This window comes from Sagittula marina (genome assembly GCF_014196795.1).
Taxonomy (GTDB): Bacteria; Pseudomonadota; Alphaproteobacteria; order Rhodobacterales; family Rhodobacteraceae; genus Sagittula; species Sagittula marina.
On sequence record NZ_JACIEJ010000001.1, the window covers coordinates 496,837 to 512,625 of the forward strand.

At 59.8% G+C, this 15,789-nt stretch carries 14 protein-coding genes and 1 riboswitch; of the genes, 10 read left to right on the forward strand and 4 right to left on the reverse strand.

Features of this window, described 5'->3' with window-relative positions:
- Positions 1–123: 123 nt before the first annotated feature.
- The 7 genes from GGQ68_RS02340 to GGQ68_RS02370 all read left to right on the forward strand — a co-directional run bounded on the left by GGQ68_RS02340 (position 124) and on the right by GGQ68_RS02370 (position 8,236).
- Positions 124–411, forward strand: a complete 288-nt coding sequence (locus GGQ68_RS02340; RefSeq protein ID WP_183962776.1) for a co-chaperone GroES — start codon at positions 124–126, stop codon at positions 409–411.
- 96 nt (positions 412–507) lie between these two features.
- Positions 508–2,151, forward strand: a complete 1,644-nt coding sequence (gene groL, locus GGQ68_RS02345; protein ID WP_183962777.1) for a chaperonin GroEL — start codon at positions 508–510, stop codon at positions 2,149–2,151.
- A gap of 163 nt (positions 2,152–2,314) precedes the next feature.
- On the forward strand, positions 2,315–2,608 hold the full coding sequence (locus GGQ68_RS02350) for a hypothetical protein (protein WP_183962778.1): 294 nt from the start codon (positions 2,315–2,317) through the stop codon (positions 2,606–2,608).
- Between the two features lie 648 nt (positions 2,609–3,256).
- Positions 3,257–3,856, forward strand: a complete 600-nt coding sequence (locus tag GGQ68_RS02355) for a ribonuclease HII (RefSeq protein ID WP_183962779.1) — start codon at positions 3,257–3,259, stop codon at positions 3,854–3,856.
- 113 nt (positions 3,857–3,969) lie between these two features.
- Positions 3,970–5,070: a site-specific DNA-methyltransferase gene (locus GGQ68_RS02360; protein WP_183962780.1), complete on the forward strand. Its 1,101-nt coding sequence runs from the start codon at positions 3,970–3,972 to the stop codon at positions 5,068–5,070.
- 217 nt (positions 5,071–5,287) lie between these two features.
- The gene (locus GGQ68_RS02365) at positions 5,288–6,178 is read left to right on the forward strand and encodes a DMT family transporter (protein WP_183962781.1); all 891 of its coding nucleotides are present in this window, start codon (positions 5,288–5,290) and stop codon (positions 6,176–6,178) included.
- 93 nt (positions 6,179–6,271) lie between these two features.
- Positions 6,272–8,236, forward strand: coding sequence for a methyl-accepting chemotaxis protein (locus tag GGQ68_RS02370; protein ID WP_183962782.1), 1,965 nt, complete (start codon positions 6,272–6,274; stop codon positions 8,234–8,236).
- Here the strand turns inward: GGQ68_RS02370 and aroC are convergent, their stop codons facing one another.
- Positions 8,237–9,340 (reverse strand): chorismate synthase, encoded by a 1,104-nt coding sequence (aroC, locus tag GGQ68_RS02375; protein WP_183962783.1) that lies wholly within the window; start codon positions 9,338–9,340, stop codon positions 8,237–8,239.
- Between the two features lie 91 nt (positions 9,341–9,431).
- Positions 9,432–9,542: riboswitch (TPP riboswitch) on the forward strand.
- 35 nt (positions 9,543–9,577) lie between these two features.
- Here aroC and thiB point away from each other — a divergent pair.
- The 3 genes from thiB to GGQ68_RS02390 are packed head-to-tail and all read left to right on the forward strand — an operon-like array spanning position 9,578 to position 12,733.
- Positions 9,578–10,555 (forward strand): thiamine ABC transporter substrate binding subunit, encoded by a 978-nt coding sequence (gene thiB / locus GGQ68_RS02380; RefSeq protein ID WP_183962784.1) that lies wholly within the window; start codon positions 9,578–9,580, stop codon positions 10,553–10,555.
- On the forward strand, positions 10,531–12,042 hold the full coding sequence (locus tag GGQ68_RS02385; RefSeq protein ID WP_183962785.1) for a thiamine/thiamine pyrophosphate ABC transporter permease ThiP: 1,512 nt from the start codon (positions 10,531–10,533) through the stop codon (positions 12,040–12,042). Before thiB ends, GGQ68_RS02385 begins: the two co-directional genes overlap by 25 nt.
- Positions 12,029–12,733, forward strand: coding sequence for a thiamine ABC transporter ATP-binding protein (locus GGQ68_RS02390; RefSeq protein ID WP_183962787.1), 705 nt, complete (start codon positions 12,029–12,031; stop codon positions 12,731–12,733). Before GGQ68_RS02385 ends, GGQ68_RS02390 begins: the two co-directional genes overlap by 14 nt.
- 84 nt (positions 12,734–12,817) lie before the next feature.
- Here GGQ68_RS02390 and GGQ68_RS02395 read toward each other — a convergent pair whose 3' ends face one another.
- The 3 genes from GGQ68_RS02395 to petA are packed head-to-tail and all read right to left on the reverse strand — an operon-like array spanning position 12,818 to position 15,617.
- Entirely contained in the window at positions 12,818–13,657 is an 840-nt protein-coding gene (locus GGQ68_RS02395; protein ID WP_183962788.1) for a cytochrome c1, read from the reverse strand.
- Positions 13,658–13,676: 19 nt separating this feature from the next.
- Positions 13,677–15,014 (reverse strand): cytochrome b, encoded by a 1,338-nt coding sequence (gene petB, locus GGQ68_RS02400; protein WP_183962789.1) that lies wholly within the window; start codon positions 15,012–15,014, stop codon positions 13,677–13,679.
- Between the two features lie 12 nt (positions 15,015–15,026).
- Positions 15,027–15,617, reverse strand: a complete 591-nt coding sequence (gene petA / locus GGQ68_RS02405; RefSeq protein WP_183962790.1) for a ubiquinol-cytochrome c reductase iron-sulfur subunit — start codon at positions 15,615–15,617, stop codon at positions 15,027–15,029.
- Positions 15,618–15,789 lie beyond the last annotated feature (172 nt).

Below are 15,789 nucleotides of genomic sequence, written 5' to 3' on the forward strand. Positions count from 1 at the left end.
TGTTGACAGACTCACCTACGATCCTTACCTCCTGCATCGTTAGCACTCTCCGCGGATGAGTGATAACGGCTCGCTCGAAGACGAGGGGCCACAGTTCTAACTTTGAGTCAGGAGACTTCAGAGATGGCATTCAAACCGCTTCATGACCGCGTGCTTGTTCGTCGCACCGAAAGCGATGAAAAAACGACCGGTGGGCTGATCATTCCCGACAGCGCCAAAGAAAAACCGGCAGAAGGCGTGGTCGTCGCGTGTGGCGAAGGCGCTCGCAAAGACAGCGGCGAGCTGATCGAAATGGCTGTGAGCGAAGGTGACAAAGTCCTCTTCGGCAAATGGTCCGGCACCGAGGTTACCGTCGAAGGTGACGAGCTGCTGATCATGAAGGAAGGCGACATCCTCGGCATTATCAGCTGAGGCGGCGGCGCCCACTGAGGCGCCCGCGCTTTTCTCGAAGAGGGTCGGGGCCCGTCCCGATCTACGCAAACCGAATACGTATCAAGGAGAACACACATGTCTGCAAAAGACGTAAAGTTCGATACCGACGCCCGCAACAAGATGCTTCGTGGCGTGAACATTCTCGCCGACGCAGTCAAAGTCACCCTCGGCCCCAAAGGCCGTAACGTGGTTCTGGACAAGTCCTTCGGCGCGCCGCGCATCACGAAAGACGGCGTCTCTGTCGCCAAAGAGATCGAGCTGGAAGACAAGTTCGAGAACATGGGCGCACAGATGGTGAAGGAAGTTGCTTCCCGCACCAACGACGAAGCCGGCGACGGCACCACCACCGCGACCGTTCTTGCTCAAGCCATCGTCAAAGAAGGCCTGAAAGCTGTTGCAGCTGGCATGAACCCGATGGACCTGAAGCGCGGCATCGACCAGGCGACAGCCAAGGTTGTGCAGGCGATCAAGGACGCAGCGCGCACCGTCGAGAACTCCGACGAAGTTGCTCAGGTTGGCACCATCTCCGCCAACGGCGAAGCTGAAATCGGTCGCCAGATCGCAGACGCGATGCAGAAAGTCGGCAACGAAGGTGTTATCACCGTCGAAGAGAACAAAGGCCTCGAGACCGAGACCGATGTCGTCGAAGGTATGCAGTTCGACCGCGGCTACCTGTCCCCCTACTTCGTCACCAACCCGGACAAGATGATTGCCGAGCTGGATGACTGCATGATCCTGCTGCACGAGAAGAAGCTCTCTTCGCTCCAGCCGCTGGTTCCGCTGCTCGAGCAGGTGATCCAGTCGCAAAAGCCGCTGCTGATCATTGCAGAAGACGTCGAAGGCGAAGCGCTGGCGACCCTCGTGGTCAACAAGCTGCGTGGCGGCCTGAAGATCGCAGCCGTCAAGGCACCGGGCTTCGGTGACCGTCGCAAGGCCATGCTGCAGGACATCGCGATCCTGACCGGCGGCCAGGTGATCTCCGAAGATCTGGGCATGAAGCTCGAGAATGTCACCATGGACATGCTCGGCACCGCCAAGACCGTCACAATCACCAAGGACGAAACCACCATCGTGGACGGCCATGGCGAGAAGGCAGAAATCGAAGCGCGTGTTTCCCAGATCCGTACGCAGATCGAAGAGACCACGTCCGATTACGACCGTGAGAAGCTGCAGGAACGTGTTGCCAAGCTGGCAGGCGGTGTTGCCGTGATCCGCGTCGGCGGCATGACCGAAGTCGAAGTGAAAGAGCGTAAGGACCGTGTGGACGATGCTCTGAACGCGACTCGCGCTGCCGTACAAGAAGGCGTCGTCGTTGGTGGCGGTGTTGCTCTGGTACAGGGTGCCAAGGCGCTCGACGGCCTGAAAGGCGACAACGCTGACCAGGATCGTGGTATCGCCATCATCCGCGCCGCGCTCGAAGCACCGCTGCGTCAGATCGCATCCAACGCAGGTGTCGACGGTTCCGTCGTCGCAGGCAAGGTTCGCGAATCCAGCGACCTGAAGTTCGGCTACAACGCTCAGACCGGCGAATACGGCGACATGTTCGCATTCGGCGTGATCGACCCGGCGAAAGTTGTCCGCACCGCTCTGGAAGATGCATCCTCGGTTGCAGGCTTGCTGATCACCACCGAAGCGATGGTGGCTGACAAGCCGTCCAAAGACGGTGCAGGCGCCGGTGGCGGCATGCCCGACATGGGCGGCATGGGCGGCATGATGTAAGACGCCCTGACGGGACGTTTTACCGACACTTAAGCGCAAAGGGGCCTTCGGGCCCCTTTGTTGCATTTGTGGCTTGCACAAGTTGTATTGGATGCACCGTAATTGGGTCTCGCGTGTTCATAAGACGTTCGATACGCTTACGCTCGTCGCAAGTGGAGGCCGCATGAGTCGCAGAGACGGAAGGAAAGCACTGGAATTGCACCTGCCCGACGATTTGCGTCGGCGTCTTGTCAAAACCACGCAACAGCACTTGCCGCTGGCCTACCTCGCCCGGCAGGCGTTGCGCCAGGCCATGGACAAGGGCGTGCAGTGGCAAAAAGAAGTGCGACCCGGTCCTGCGCGTCCTATTCTGTTGCAGCTGTCCGCAGAGGAACGTGCGCGCCTGGACATGTGGATCGCACGCCACGACGTGCAGCCAGAGGTGGCCGTGCTGTCCCTGATTGGCGCGGTGGTCTAGCGTTTCGGTGGGTGTCTCGTTGAACCTGCCATAAGGCTCCACGCCGATCCCGTGATGCATTGCATATATAGAGGGGAGCCTGTGAATGCAGAAGCTGTTCACGGACCAGGTGACCTCTAACTTCCTGCGCAAAATCTCATGTGTCTCACACCAGTCTGCTGCGCGGCGTTCGTACGGGTGACAGGTCGACGGCGCGATCCCGTCCGCCAGAAGCTCATGCCGCTCGTCGTATGCTCGGTCGTAGCGAACCTGAGAGGGCGGTGTGCGGGGATAGAATGGCTGGCCCGGAACGCCCTGTCATTGATGCCATAGACCCATCTATTGGAACGACTGTGCCCCTGAGCCGGAGCTGGGTCTCAAGCCGCGCAAACGCCGAACAGGGATGTGCCGGACTGACTGAGGTCCAAATAAAATCCGGTCGAGGGGGGCCTCATGGGGATCTTCTTAGGGACGGCGTCGCGTTCGCGCGCGTAGCCGGGCCAAACACAGCAAAACGCCGACAGTGAGCGCGACACCCGCACAGTCAGGCATGCATGGCTGTGCAATGTCTGCGCCAAGACCCGTTAAGGATGGGAGGAGACCAAAGCAAACACTGTTTGCCCCTCTGTGGCGGTTGTCGGCAAACAGAGAATCGGTGTTAACCCCCCTATGGATATGATGTTTGAAGAGCGCCTGTGGGCCCAAGGCGTGCGCCATGTGGCCGGTGTGGATGAAGTCGGTCGCGGCCCGCTGGCTGGCCCCGTTGTGGCCGCAGCAGTGATACTGAACCGCGATTCGGTCCCCGAGGGGCTGAACGATTCAAAAAAACTATCGATCAAGCGGCGTGAATTTCTTGCGCCGCTGTTGTGGCAATCGGCCCGCGTCTCGATCGGCATGGCCACGGTCGAAGAGATAGATGCCATCAATATCCTGCAAGCGAGCTTGCTCGCCATGCAACGTGCAGTTGAAGGGTTTTCGGTTCAGCCGGATCACGTTCTCGTCGACGGAAATCGGATTCCTGATGGTTTCCCGTGTGAGGCGACGGCTGTCGTGGGCGGGGATGGCAAATCACCTTCCATCGCGGCGGCTTCAATTGTGGCAAAAATCTGGCGAGATAATGTCATGAAGGAGGCCGCGACACAGTGGCCAGGATATGGTTGGGAAACAAACGCGGGCTATCCCACAAAGTGTCACAAATCTGCCCTCCGAAATCTTGGGGTTACCCCTCTCCATAGACGTTCGTTCAAGCCGGTACGCGATATCTTGTGACAAGATGAATTAGCAACCCTCTGTTAAACTAAAATAATTGACCATGAATCCTTTTCGAATCAGATTTAGAGCCAACGAACGAGCGTGAAAACACGCCGGGACAGAGGCAGAGTATGACGACGATGACACGTGCGAAGAGCGCTCCAGCGCTCCCGATCAATACAATTTTGTCTGGCGACTGCATCGAAATGATGAACAGTTTGCCGGAATGCTCGGTGGATTTGATCTTTGCCGATCCGCCCTACAACCTTCAGTTGAGGGGTGATCTTCATCGGCCTGATAACTCCAAGGTCGACGCAGTTGATGACCATTGGGACCAGTTCAACAGTTTTGCCGCCTACGACAGCTTTACCCGAGACTGGCTGAAAGCGGCGCGCCGGTTGCTCAAGCCCGACGGGGCCATCTGGGTGATCGGCAGCTATCATAACATTTTCCGGGTTGGGGCTGCGCTACAGGACGCCGGCTACTGGATCCTGAACGATGTGGTCTGGCGCAAGTCGAACCCCATGCCGAATTTTCGCGGTAAGCGCTTCACGAACGCGCATGAGACGATGATCTGGGCGTCGAAAGCCGAGGGGGCAAAATACACCTTTAACTACGAGGCGCTGAAAGCTCTGAATGAAGGTGTTCAGATGCGCTCCGACTGGGTTCTGCCGATCTGCAACGGCGGCGAGCGCCTGAAGGATGATAACGGCGACAAGGCACACCCGACGCAAAAACCCCAGTCTCTGTTGCACCGCGTTATCGTCGGTTCGACCAATCCGGGCGACGTTGTGCTTGACCCCTTCTTTGGCACCGGAACCACCGGCGCTGTGGCCAAGATGTTGGGCCGCGATTTCATTGGCATCGAGCGCGAGGACGCCTATCGCAAGGTGGCCGAAAAGCGCATCGCCGACATTCGCCCCTACGACAATTCCGCCTTGCAAGTCAGCACATCCAAGCGCGCCGAACCGCGTGTGCCCTTTGGTCAGCTGGTCGAGCGTGGCATGCTGCGTCCCGGCGAGATGTTGATGAACGCCCGCGGCCAGATGGCCAAGGTGCGCGCCGACGGTACGCTGGTCGGCGATGGCATCACCGGCTCCATTCACCAGGTGGGGGCCAAGCTTGAAGGCGCGCCCTCTTGCAACGGCTGGACGTACTGGCACTTCAAGCGCGAGGGCAAGGTTGTGCCTATCGACGTGCTGCGCCAACAGATCCGCGCCGACATGCAGTGACCAGAGCCCTGTCGGGCCACCGGCCGCGTCTGGATCCATCTTCCACCAGTTACACCAATTAAGAACACCGCCGGTGCCCTGAGCCATTTGCTGCGCTCGGGCACCACACCTGACCCCGTCTGCCCTCGTGCAGACGGGGCTTTTTTTGGTCGTCGGGGCATGAGAAAGCAGATGGCCAGTGCTTCCCTTGATTGTCTTGGAGGCCTAAACACTTGGCATGGATATAAGATCAATTTTGATGGGCCTGGCCTTTGCTTTGATGTGGTCCTCGGCCTTCACCTCGGCGCGAATCATCGTGGCAGAGGCACCGCCGCTCAGCGCGCTGGCGCTGCGTTTCCTGATCTCCGGCACTTTGGCCGTGGGGATTGCGTTGGCGCTGGGGCAAAGCTGGCGGCTGACGCGGGCCCAGTGGCGCGCCACGATCATATTTGGCGTGTGTCAGAATGCTTTGTATCTGGGTCTGAATTTCGTTGCCATGCAAACGATTGAGGCCTCCCTGGCCGCCATAGTGGCCTCGACCATGCCGCTGGTTGTGGCGCTGGTGGGGTGGGCCGTCTTCAAGGAAAAACTCGTGGTGCAAGCGGCGGTGGGCCTGTTGGCGGGACTTGGTGGCGTTGTGTTGATCATGGGCGCGCGTTTCGGTGGCGGGATGGATGTGTATGGGGTGGCGCTGTGCGGTGGCGGTGTTTTGGCGCTTTCGGTCGCGACCTTGTCGCTGCGTGGGGCGACCTCGGGTGGGAATTTCATGATGGTGGTCGGCCTGCAAATGCTGGTGGGCTCTGCCGCGCTTTGGGGCCCCGCGCTGATTCTGGAAACCTGGGACGTGACCTGGACGCCACGTCTGACTGCCGCTTTTGCCTACACGACATTGATACCGGGGCTGGCCGCAACCTTTGTCTGGGTGCGTCTCGTGGACCGGATCGGAGCCGTGCGTGGCGCGACATTCCATTTTCTAAACCCGTTCTTCGGGGTCGCCATTGCGGCCGTTTTGCTTGGCGAGGAACTGAGGGTGCTCGATATGGTGGGCGTGGCCGTGATCGCAGCGGGCATTCTAATGGTGCAACTTGCGCGTTTGCCCGCGACAGTGGAAACCTCCGCCAAAAGGTAAAGTGTGCCAAATTCGATGAAGTTTTTGCGGCGTTTCTAGATGTTCTTTACCAACGGTCGCTAGTGTCCTCGCTGAACAACGCTGAGGCAAGACATGAGCAAGTTCTCGATCCGAATTCAGGTGCTATTTTTTGCGTGCACATTCATTTTGTGCCTCGTGACAGTATCGGCCTTATCCTGGACGACCAACAAAAGCACGGCACGTGTCTTTCGCGAGTATGAACAGTTTGTAAAACAGTTCGAGAGCCTCAACGCGGTAAAGGAAGACGTTGAGCAAGGGATCGGTGATCTGCTGTCCTTTGCCGCCGGGCGGGACGAGGCGCACGGGTCGCTCATGGGCAACCTTGCAGAGATTTCGACTGAGCTCGAAGTTGCTTACTCGCTGCTTCCTGAAGGATCGGAGGTTCGGACCTCAGTTCTGGATCTTAAAGCCTTTACCGATGATCTTGCGGCGCGTTCTGAAACGCTCGAAGGGCTCATGCTGTTTGATCGCAAAGTGATAGTGGACAGAGAATATCTGCCAGATTTCGCCATATTAAGGGATGGGGTAAACGCACTTCAGGAGATCAAGCAGGCCGAGTTCAGCGCAATCTCACAGGCTGCCAGGCGCCAGATCGTGGATGGTGAAACTTTGCTTCTGGTCTCTAACGGCGTGGTAATTTTGCTGGCTTTTGGTTTGGCGCTTGTATTTGGCAGTCTATTGTCACGACCGATCCGGCAGGCGGCCCAAGCGGTCCAGACGCTGGGAGACGGCGACTACAGCCAGCCTCCAAGTGGCACGACACGCGGTGATGAAATCGGTTCCATGGCGCGCGGGTTGGAAACGCTACGTGCTAAACTTAGCGTGGGCGCCGAGGCAGAGCAGGCCGCAGCGGATGAGAACACCCGTCGGATTGAGTTGTTCAAGACTTTGGGGTCTGCCATGAGCCAGCTTCGCAAAGGCACGCTGGATGCGCGCATAGACAGTGAAAGCTGGACGGATCTCGGCCCCAGCTACGTCCAGTTGAGCAGCGATTTCAACGAATTGGCCGGCGCATTGGAGCATCTTGTCGAGTCGCTACGCACCAGCACGGAAACCGTGCAGTCAAACGCTGCCGAACTCTCTGGCATGTCCGATGAGATGGCCCGCCGGGCCGAGACGCAGGCCGCAACGCTGGAACAGTCGGCTGCGGCTCTGGATATGCTCGCGGTCGGCGTGAAAACCGCTTCTGATCGTGCCCAGGAGGCCGACGTCAAGGTCGTGGACGGGCGGAGGCAAGCGGAGCAGGGCGGCGAAGTTATGACACGCGCGCTTGAAGCGATGAGCTCGATTGCCAAGTCCTCCGAGCAAATCAGTCAGATCATTGGCGTCATTGACGACATCGCCTTTCAAACCAATTTGCTGGCTCTCAACGCTGGGGTCGAAGCTGCGCGGGCCGGTGAATCAGGCAAGGGCTTCTCCGTTGTGGCCTCCGAGGTCCGCGGGCTTGCGCAGCGCGCCTCGGAATCTGCGAACCAGATCAAATCTTTGGTCTTGAACAGCGTGGCGCAAGTGGAGGATGGCGAAAAGCTGGTGCAGAAGACCAGCGAAACCTTGACTGCAATCGTGGCAAACGTGACCGAAGTGTCGGAGATGGTTTCAGGCATCGCAACGCTTTCCAAAGAACAAGCGGGCGGCGTCGAAGAAATCAACTTGGGCATCGCAGAGCTGGACAAGGTCACGCAGCAGAATGCCGCAATGGTTGGCGAAACCAGCACCGCAAGCCAGCAGTTGACGGTCGAGGCGACGCGGCTTGCCGATGTGCTCACGCAATTCACCGGGGGGGCGCAAATTGTCCGTCTGGATCCATCCCAAGTGCACGGCGTCCCGGAATTATTTGGCGACTTCGAGGAAACCGTGCCTGCCACCGCGCCATCAAAGCCAGTGGCCAAACCCTCGGCACATGCTGCAAAAAATGATGACGGATGGGACATTTCACCGGCCCCGGCTAAAGCGTCGCCTGGCCCGGCGGGCGCAAAAAGGGCCGTAAACGCGCCCGCACCAGTAGGGCAAGGGGGCGGGGAATGGGCTGATTTTTGATCAGCCGATCGTGCCGCCCGCGTCCCCGACCTGACCTCGGTGCAGCAAGAGGTGATCCAGAAGAACGCAGGCCATCATGGCTTCGCCCACTGGGACAGCACGAATACCCACACAGGGATCGTGGCGACCTTTGGTAATTATTTCGGTGGCCTGGCCTGTCTTGGTAATCGTCTGCCGAGGCCGGAGAATCGAGGAGGTCGGCTTTACCGCGAAGCGTACAACCACATCCTGTCCGGTGGAAATACCGCCAAGAACGCCCCCCGCATGGTTCGATGAGTACACCGGCTGGCCATCATTCCCGAGGAAAATTTCGTCAGCGTTATCTTCGCCCGTCAACTCTGCTGCAGCCATGCCTTCACCAATCTCAACGCCTTTGACCGCGTTGATCGACATCATCGCGGCTGCGAGGTCCGTGTCGAGCTTGCCATATATTGGCGCGCCCAGGCCCGCTGGTACGCCGCGTGCGACCACTTCGACAACAGCGCCAACTGAGTTGCCTGACTTGCGCAGCTCATCAAGGTAGCCGGCCCACACTTCGGCGGAGACTGCATCCGGCGTCCAGAATGGGTTCTCTGAAATTTCGTCCCAGTCGAACCGGTTCCGGTCGATTTTGTGCGGGCCGATTTGGGTCATGTACCCCGTAATCTCGACCCCAGGCATCAAGGTGTCCAAGGCTGCCCGAGCGATCCCTCCAGCAGCGACCCGTGCGGCGGTTTCCCGTGCCGAAGACCGACCGCCGCCGCGATAATCCCTGACGCCATACTTCTGAAAATAGGTTATATCGGCGTGACCTGGGCGGAACTTCTCCGCGATATCGCCGTAATCCTTGGACCTTTGGTCTGTATTCTCAATCATCAGCTGAACCGAAGTGCCGGTGGTCTGGCCTTCAAAGACGCCTGAGAGGATCTTCACGGCGTCCGGCTCTCGCCGTTGCGTGGTGTATTTGTTCTGGCCCGGCTTGCGCTTGTCCAACCAATTTTGAAGCATCGCCTCGTCGACATTGATCCCCGGCGGCACGCCATCGACGGTCGCGCCAAGCGCGGGACCGTGGCTTTCGCCCCAAGTTGTGACGCGGAACAAGTGGCCGAAGGTGTTGAGGCTCATGGTCAGTCTCCTTTGCGCCGTGGTCTAGGGCACGGGCTTGCGCCGCTCAAGTGGTTTCGCCTTGCGCCCTGCGGGGCGTGGCCATAGCTTGTGCCCTACCTCGGGGTGGCGGAATAGGATCCGTCTGAGATTTGCGTAATCGCATCAACCCGTTGAACCTGAACCGGTTAACACCGGCGGAGGGAAGGTATCGGGACACCCGGATCTTGCCCTTTCGCCGCAGATTTGGAGATGTCCATGAAGACCTTCACATTTGCAGCGGGACTTTTGCTGGCCACCAGTGCGGTGGCGCAGGAAAACGTGCTGACTGTTTACGCCCCTGACTATTTCACCTCCGAATGGGGGCCGGGTCCAAAAATCGAAGAGCTGTTCGAGGCGCAATGTGAGTGTGACCTACAGTTCAAACCCGGCGAATTGCTGCCGCGCCTGCTGCTGGAAGGTGATCGCACCGAGGCTGATGTGGTCATCGGTTTGAACACTGACGTGACCAAGAAGGCGCGCGAAAGCGGGCTGTTCGCGGAGCACGGCGTTGATCTCTCCAGCTTGACGTTGCCGATTGACTGGACCGATGCCACATTCTTGCCGTTTAACTATGGGCACACGGCTTTCGTCTACGACACGACGAAGATGGAAGCGCCAGCGTCCTTCGATGCGTTGCTGAATGCCGACGACGACCTGAGGTTGGTGATTCAAGATCCGCGCACTTCGGTGTCCGGTCTTGCGCTGGTCCTGTGGGTGCAGGCAGTTTACGGTGACCAAGCGCAAGCCGCGTGGGAGAAGCTCGCCCCGAAAATTGTCACAGTGACAAAGGGTTGGTCTGAAAGCTACGGGATGTTCACGGACGGCGAGGCCGATATGGTCCTCTCCTACACGACCTCACCCGCCTATCACATCATCGCCGAAGGGGATGAGACCAAGAAGGCGGCTATTTTCCCGGAAGGTCACTATTTCATGGTAGAGCTCGCAGCAAAAGTTGCCGCAACGGACCAGCCGGAATTGGCGCAGGACTTCATGGATTTCATCCTCGGCGAAGACTTCCAGTCAATGATTGCCACGGGCAACTGGTCGATCCCGGCGGCGCTTGATCAAAGCGCTTGGCCCGAGGGTTTCCAAAAGCTCGACCTGCCGGAAAGCGTGTTGTTTTACAACGAAACCGAGGCAGCGGCCCTGCGGGATGAGGCTATCGAAGCATGGCGCGCAGCCCTTTCGCAATAATCGCCGGGCTGACTTTGGCGGCGCTGACGCTGGGGCCCGTCGCCGTGGTTTTGATCCGGGCGGGGGGCCTGTCAGCGCTTGCGCCCGGTGATTGGCTGGCGCTGCGGTTTACAGTCTGGCAGGCCCTCCTGTCAGCTGTATTGAGCGTGGCTTTGGCCGTTCCGGTGGCGCGCGCGCTGGTGCGCCAACGCTTTCCCGGTCGTGCCGTGTTGGTAACCCTGATGGGCGCCCCATTCATTTTGCCAGTGATCGTCGCCGTCATGGGATTGATCGCCGTGTTTGGCCGTGCCGGGCTGGTGAACGACGTCCTTGGAGGGCTCGGCCTTCCGCTTGTGGACATTTACGGGCTTCACGGGGTTCTGCTGGCTCACGTCTTTTTCAACCTTCCTTTGGCGGTGCGCATGCTGCTCACCGGGTGGCAAGCGGTTCCTGGGGAGCGGTTGCGACTTGCGACATCGCTGGGCCTGAGCCGCGCAGCCTTGTGGCGGGTGATTGACGGGCCGGTGATCCTGCGCGTTGCGCCGGGCGCGCTTGTGGTCATTTTTGTGATTTGTCTGACGAGTTTTGCCGTGGCTTTGACATTGGGCGGAGGGCCAAGGGCAACCACCGTTGAACTGGCGATTTACCAAGCCATGCGGTTCGACTTCGATCTTGGCCGAGCTGCCACGCTGGGTCTGATCCAATTGGCGCTTGGGCTCGGCGCGGGAATACTGGCGTTGAAAGTGACGCAGACAGATGGGTTTGGTCTGGGCCGTGACCGTGCGTTGGTTCGTCGCGATGGTGCGGGATGGCGCCGCTGGACGGATGGAATGTGGATTGCTCTCGCGGGTTTGTTTTTGCTCGTGCCGCTTGGCGCTGTGGTCCTGCGAGGCCTGCAAGGACTGATGTTGCTGCGCGCGGACACTATCGTTGCCGCGGGGCATTCGGTGGCGGTGGCCGGCGCGTCGACGGTTTTATGCATGATCTGGGCCGTGGCGCTGGCCAACCGGCGAGGGGAACTGCTTGCCCTGGCCGCGATCACTGTGTCGCCTCTCGTGTTGGGCACCGGCCTTTTCCTGATGCTGAGACCCTTCGTCAATCCGTTCACCATGGCGCTGCCGGTGACAGCATTGGTCAATGCGTTGATGGGCCTGCCCTTTGCGCTTCGGATCATCACGCCACAAGCCGAGGCGTTGAAGACGGATTACGGGCGGCTGCGGGCCTCTCTGGGGTTGACCGGCTGGGCGTGGCTGCGTCTGATTTGGGTGCCGCGCTTGCGCCGTCCGCTTGGGTTTGCTGCTGGTCTGGTCGCCGCACTTGCGATGGGGGACCTTGGTGTGATTGCCCTCTTCGCTGACCCTGATCGGGCGACCCTGCCGTTGCAGGTCTATCGGTTGATGGGATCATATCAAATGGAGGCCGCCGCCGGTGCGGCTTTGCTGCTGCTGGCGTTGTCGCTCGGGGCGTTTGTGATGTTGGACAGGGGAGGCCGCCTTGCTGAGGCTTGAGGAGCTGCGCATTGATATGGGGGGCGGAACATTGGATGCGGATCTGTCCTTCGCACCGGGACGGCGCGTGGCCGTTCTGGGTCCATCCGGCGCTGGAAAGTCGACGCTGCTCGACGTGATCGCCGGTTTCCGAACACCGATCTCCGGGCGTTTGGCTTGGGGGGACCGCGATTTGACACAGGTGCCGCCGCAGGCACGTCCGGTGTCGATCCTGTTTCAGGACAGCAATCTTTTCCCACATCTGGATCTGGCGCGAAATCTAGGATTGGCGTTGCGGCCCGACGGGCGCAAGCCCGGAGCCGAAGAGATGCCGCGTATCGAAGGAGCCTTGGCACGGGTCGGGCTGGAGGGGCTTGCGCGGCGTAAGCCTGGCACCTTGTCGGGCGGTCAGCAAAGTCGCGCGGCACTGGCACGTGTCTTGTTGATGGCACGGCCCGTGCTGTTGCTGGACGAACCCTTCGCCGCACTGGGGCCGGGGTTGAAGCGGGAAATGCTGACAGTCGTGCGGGAGGTGGCAGAGACCCTCGGCGCGCTGACCCTCATGGTGACGCATGATCCGAATGATGCCCGCGCCTTTGCGCAAGATGTTGTGCTGGTAACCGATGGCTTGGTGCATCCGCCGGTGCCGGTCGAGCCGTTTTTTTCGGTCCCGTCCAAGGCGTTCCGCGAATACCTTGGGGAGCTGGGATAAGCTCTGGTCCACACATCGCAGTCGGCACACCAAAAAGCCCCGCCAAATTGGCGGGGCTTTGTCGTTGTCGATATGCGAAGGCAATCAGCCCTTGCGTTTGATCGGAGCCCAGATGCGCTTGTTCACGAGGTACAGCAGAACGGACATGAGGAGCAGGAAGAACACACCGATAAAGCCGGCTTCCTTACGCTGCATCATCTTCGGTTCAGCCGTCCACATCAGGAAAGCTGCGACGTCTTCCACTTCGCTTTCCAGCGAGTTGGAATGACCGTCGTCGAATTCCACGTCTTCGCCCCACAAGGGCTGCCCCATGCCGATCCAAGACCCTGGAACAGTGTGGTGGCCCTCTTCATTGAGGCAGGAGGGCGGATAGCCACCTGCGGTGAAGACGGTGTTGTAGTTACCCGGGAAATCTTCAGGAGCACATTCCGGCGCTTCTTCGTAACCGTGCAGCAGGGACGCGATGTACTCCGCGCCGCCCATGCCCTTGAAGAACTGGTTGATGCCAAGGCCGTAGGGGCCATGGAAGCCAGCGCGCTTCTTCGCCATCAACGACAGGTCCGGTGCGTTGGCCGAAGTTACCGCAGGGAACTGGTCCGTTGGAAGGGCCGTGCGGAAATCGCCGTCGCCGTCGTTCAGCTCCGGATCCCAGACTTCGAATTGCGAAGCATAGGCGAAGACTTCGTCTTCGTTGTAGCCAAGCGCCGACAAGTCGCGGATCGGAACATATTGCAGACCGTGGCAGGCAGAGCAGACCTCGGTGTAGATCTTCAGGCCACGTTGCAGTTGCATTTGGTCGTAGCTGCCGAAGGGCCCTTCGAAGGAGAAGGAGTAGTCCTCGACGTGTGCCTCACCACCGGCGGCGTATGCGCCGGTGGACAGGCCGATGGCCGTAAGGGCCGCGAGGCTGAGTTTCTTGAACATCTCTTGCGATCCTTGTTGCTTATTCCGCCGGGGTGGTGCCAGCGGCGTGGGTCTTCGGCGGGTAGTGCGCGTCGAAGTCCTCTTCGATGGTGGCGGGACGCGGCAGCGGCTTCTCGAACACACCCAGCAGAGGCAGGATGACCAAGAAATACGCGAACCAATAGGCGGATGCGATCAGCGAGAAGGAGGCGTAGGGCTCCTCTGCGGGCATCGCCCCCAGCCACATCAGGGCCATGAAGTCGATGCACAGCAGGCCGAACCACCACTTGAACATCGGGCGGTATTTGCCCGAACGCACGCGGGATGTGTCCAGCCAAGGCGCCAGAGCCATGACCAGGATCGCGCCAAACATCGCCAGAACGCCGAAGAACTTCGCGTCGATGATGCCGCCGGTGATGAACGAGGCGATCTGCACAACCCACACTTCGGAGGTGAAGGCGCGCAGGATCGCGTAGAACGGCAGGAAGTACCATTCAGGCACGATGTGCGCCGGGGTCGAAAGCGGGTTTGCCTCGATGTAGTTGTCCGGGTGGCCAAGGTAGTTCGGCATGAAACCGACGATGGCAAAGAAGATCGCCAGGATCAGCACCAGCGCGAACAGGTCCTTGATCACGTAGTAGGGCCAGAACGGAACGGTGTCTTTCTCTGCTTCGGCTTTGGAGCCGCGGCGCACTTCGACACCGGTCGGGTTGTTGTTGCCCGTGGTGTGGAACGCCCAGATGTGCACGGCAACGAGTGCCGCAATCACGAAGGGCAGCAGGTAGTGCAGCGAGAAGAAGCGGTTCAGCGTGGCATTGTCCACGGCAGGTCCGCCCAGCAGCCAAGTCTGGATCGACTCACCGATGCCCGGGATCGCGCCGAACAGGCCGGTGATCACGGTCGCACCCCAGAAGGACATCTGACCCCAGGGCAGAACGTAGCCCATGAAGGCGGTGCCCATCATGCACAGGTAGATCAGCATGCCGATGATCCATGTGATCTCGCGCGGGGCTTTGTACGACCCGTAATACAGACCACGGAAGATGTGCAGGTACACCGCGACAAAGAACAGCGACGCGCCGTTCATGTGCAGGTAGCGGATGAAGTGACCGCCGTTCACGTTGCGCATGATGTGTTCGATCGAGGCAAAGGCCAGATCCACATGCGGCGTGTAGTGCATCACCAGGACGATGCCGGTGATGATCTGCAGGGCAAGGCAGAAGGTCAGGACAATGCCCCAGATCCACATCCAGTTGAGGTTCTTGGGGGTGGGGATCATGATCGTGTCATAGAGCAGGCCTACGATGGGCAGGCGCGAATGCGTCCACTTTTCGATGCCTGTCTTTGGCTCGTAATGATCGTGCGGGATTCCAGCCATGTGATGCGCTCCTTAACCCAGCAGGATGGTGGTGCCATCGACCCATGAGGTCGGCGGGATGTGCAGGTTTTGCGGCGCCGGACCTTTGCGGATGCGGCCAGCCATGTCGTAGTGCGACCCGTGGCAGGGGCAGAACCAGCCGCCAAAATCGCCAGAATCACCCAGCGGCACGCAGCCGAGGTGAGTGCAGACGCCCATCTGGACCAGCCAGGTCTCGGCGGGTTCGTCGGACCCTTCCGGGCTCGGCATTGTGCGGTTTGCGTCAACGGCCAGCGCCGACGGATCGAGGTTGTCGTTCCGTGCCAGCGGATCCACAAGGTCGCCCATGGCTTCCTCGTCCTGAAGCTTGGCCTTCTCGACCTCTTCCGCGGTGCGGTGGCGGATGAACACCGGCTTGCCCAGCCATTTGACTGTCAACTGGGTGCCCGGAGCCACGCCGGACACATCCACACGAATGGTGGACATGGCCCGTACGTCGGCAGAGGGGTTCATCTGGTTGACCAGCGGCCAGACCGCAGCGCCCGTGGTGACGGCCCCGGCGCCGGCTGCGGCGTAGTAGAGGAAGTCCCTGCGGGTGGCATCATGATCGTCAGCGTGTGACACGATTTTCGCTCCCTAGTTCGGGGCCCGAGGAAGCGCCCTCCGGCCAAGATACGTCAAAACGCACGGGCGAGTCCTTGCCGACTCTCCCGCGCGATTTCAGTGGCGTATCTACCCGTCACCTTTGGTGTGGTAAAGTCAACAAAAGGCACACTTTGATAGTCGTGCGGATGTG

Coding starts and splice junctions, on each gene's coding strand:
- GGQ68_RS02340 (WP_183962776.1), top strand. CDS start 124: ATGGCATTCAAACCGCTTCATGACCGCGTGCTTGTTCGTCGCACCGAA.
- groL (WP_183962777.1), top strand. CDS start 508: ATGTCTGCAAAAGACGTAAAGTTCGATACCGACGCCCGCAACAAGATG.
- GGQ68_RS02350 (WP_183962778.1), top strand. CDS start 2,315: ATGAGTCGCAGAGACGGAAGGAAAGCACTGGAATTGCACCTGCCCGAC.
- GGQ68_RS02355 (WP_183962779.1), top strand. CDS start 3,257: ATGGATATGATGTTTGAAGAGCGCCTGTGGGCCCAAGGCGTGCGCCAT.
- GGQ68_RS02360 (WP_183962780.1), top strand. CDS start 3,970: ATGACGACGATGACACGTGCGAAGAGCGCTCCAGCGCTCCCGATCAAT.
- GGQ68_RS02365 (WP_183962781.1), top strand. CDS start 5,288: ATGGATATAAGATCAATTTTGATGGGCCTGGCCTTTGCTTTGATGTGG.
- GGQ68_RS02370 (WP_183962782.1), top strand. CDS start 6,272: ATGAGCAAGTTCTCGATCCGAATTCAGGTGCTATTTTTTGCGTGCACA.
- aroC (WP_183962783.1), bottom strand. CDS start 9,340: ATGAGCCTCAACACCTTCGGCCACTTGTTCCGCGTCACAACTTGGGGC.
- thiB (WP_183962784.1), top strand. CDS start 9,578: ATGAAGACCTTCACATTTGCAGCGGGACTTTTGCTGGCCACCAGTGCG.
- GGQ68_RS02385 (WP_183962785.1), top strand. CDS start 10,531: ATGGCGCGCAGCCCTTTCGCAATAATCGCCGGGCTGACTTTGGCGGCG.
- GGQ68_RS02395 (WP_183962788.1), bottom strand. CDS start 13,657: ATGTTCAAGAAACTCAGCCTCGCGGCCCTTACGGCCATCGGCCTGTCC.
- petB (WP_183962789.1), bottom strand. CDS start 15,014: ATGGCTGGAATCCCGCACGATCATTACGAGCCAAAGACAGGCATCGAA.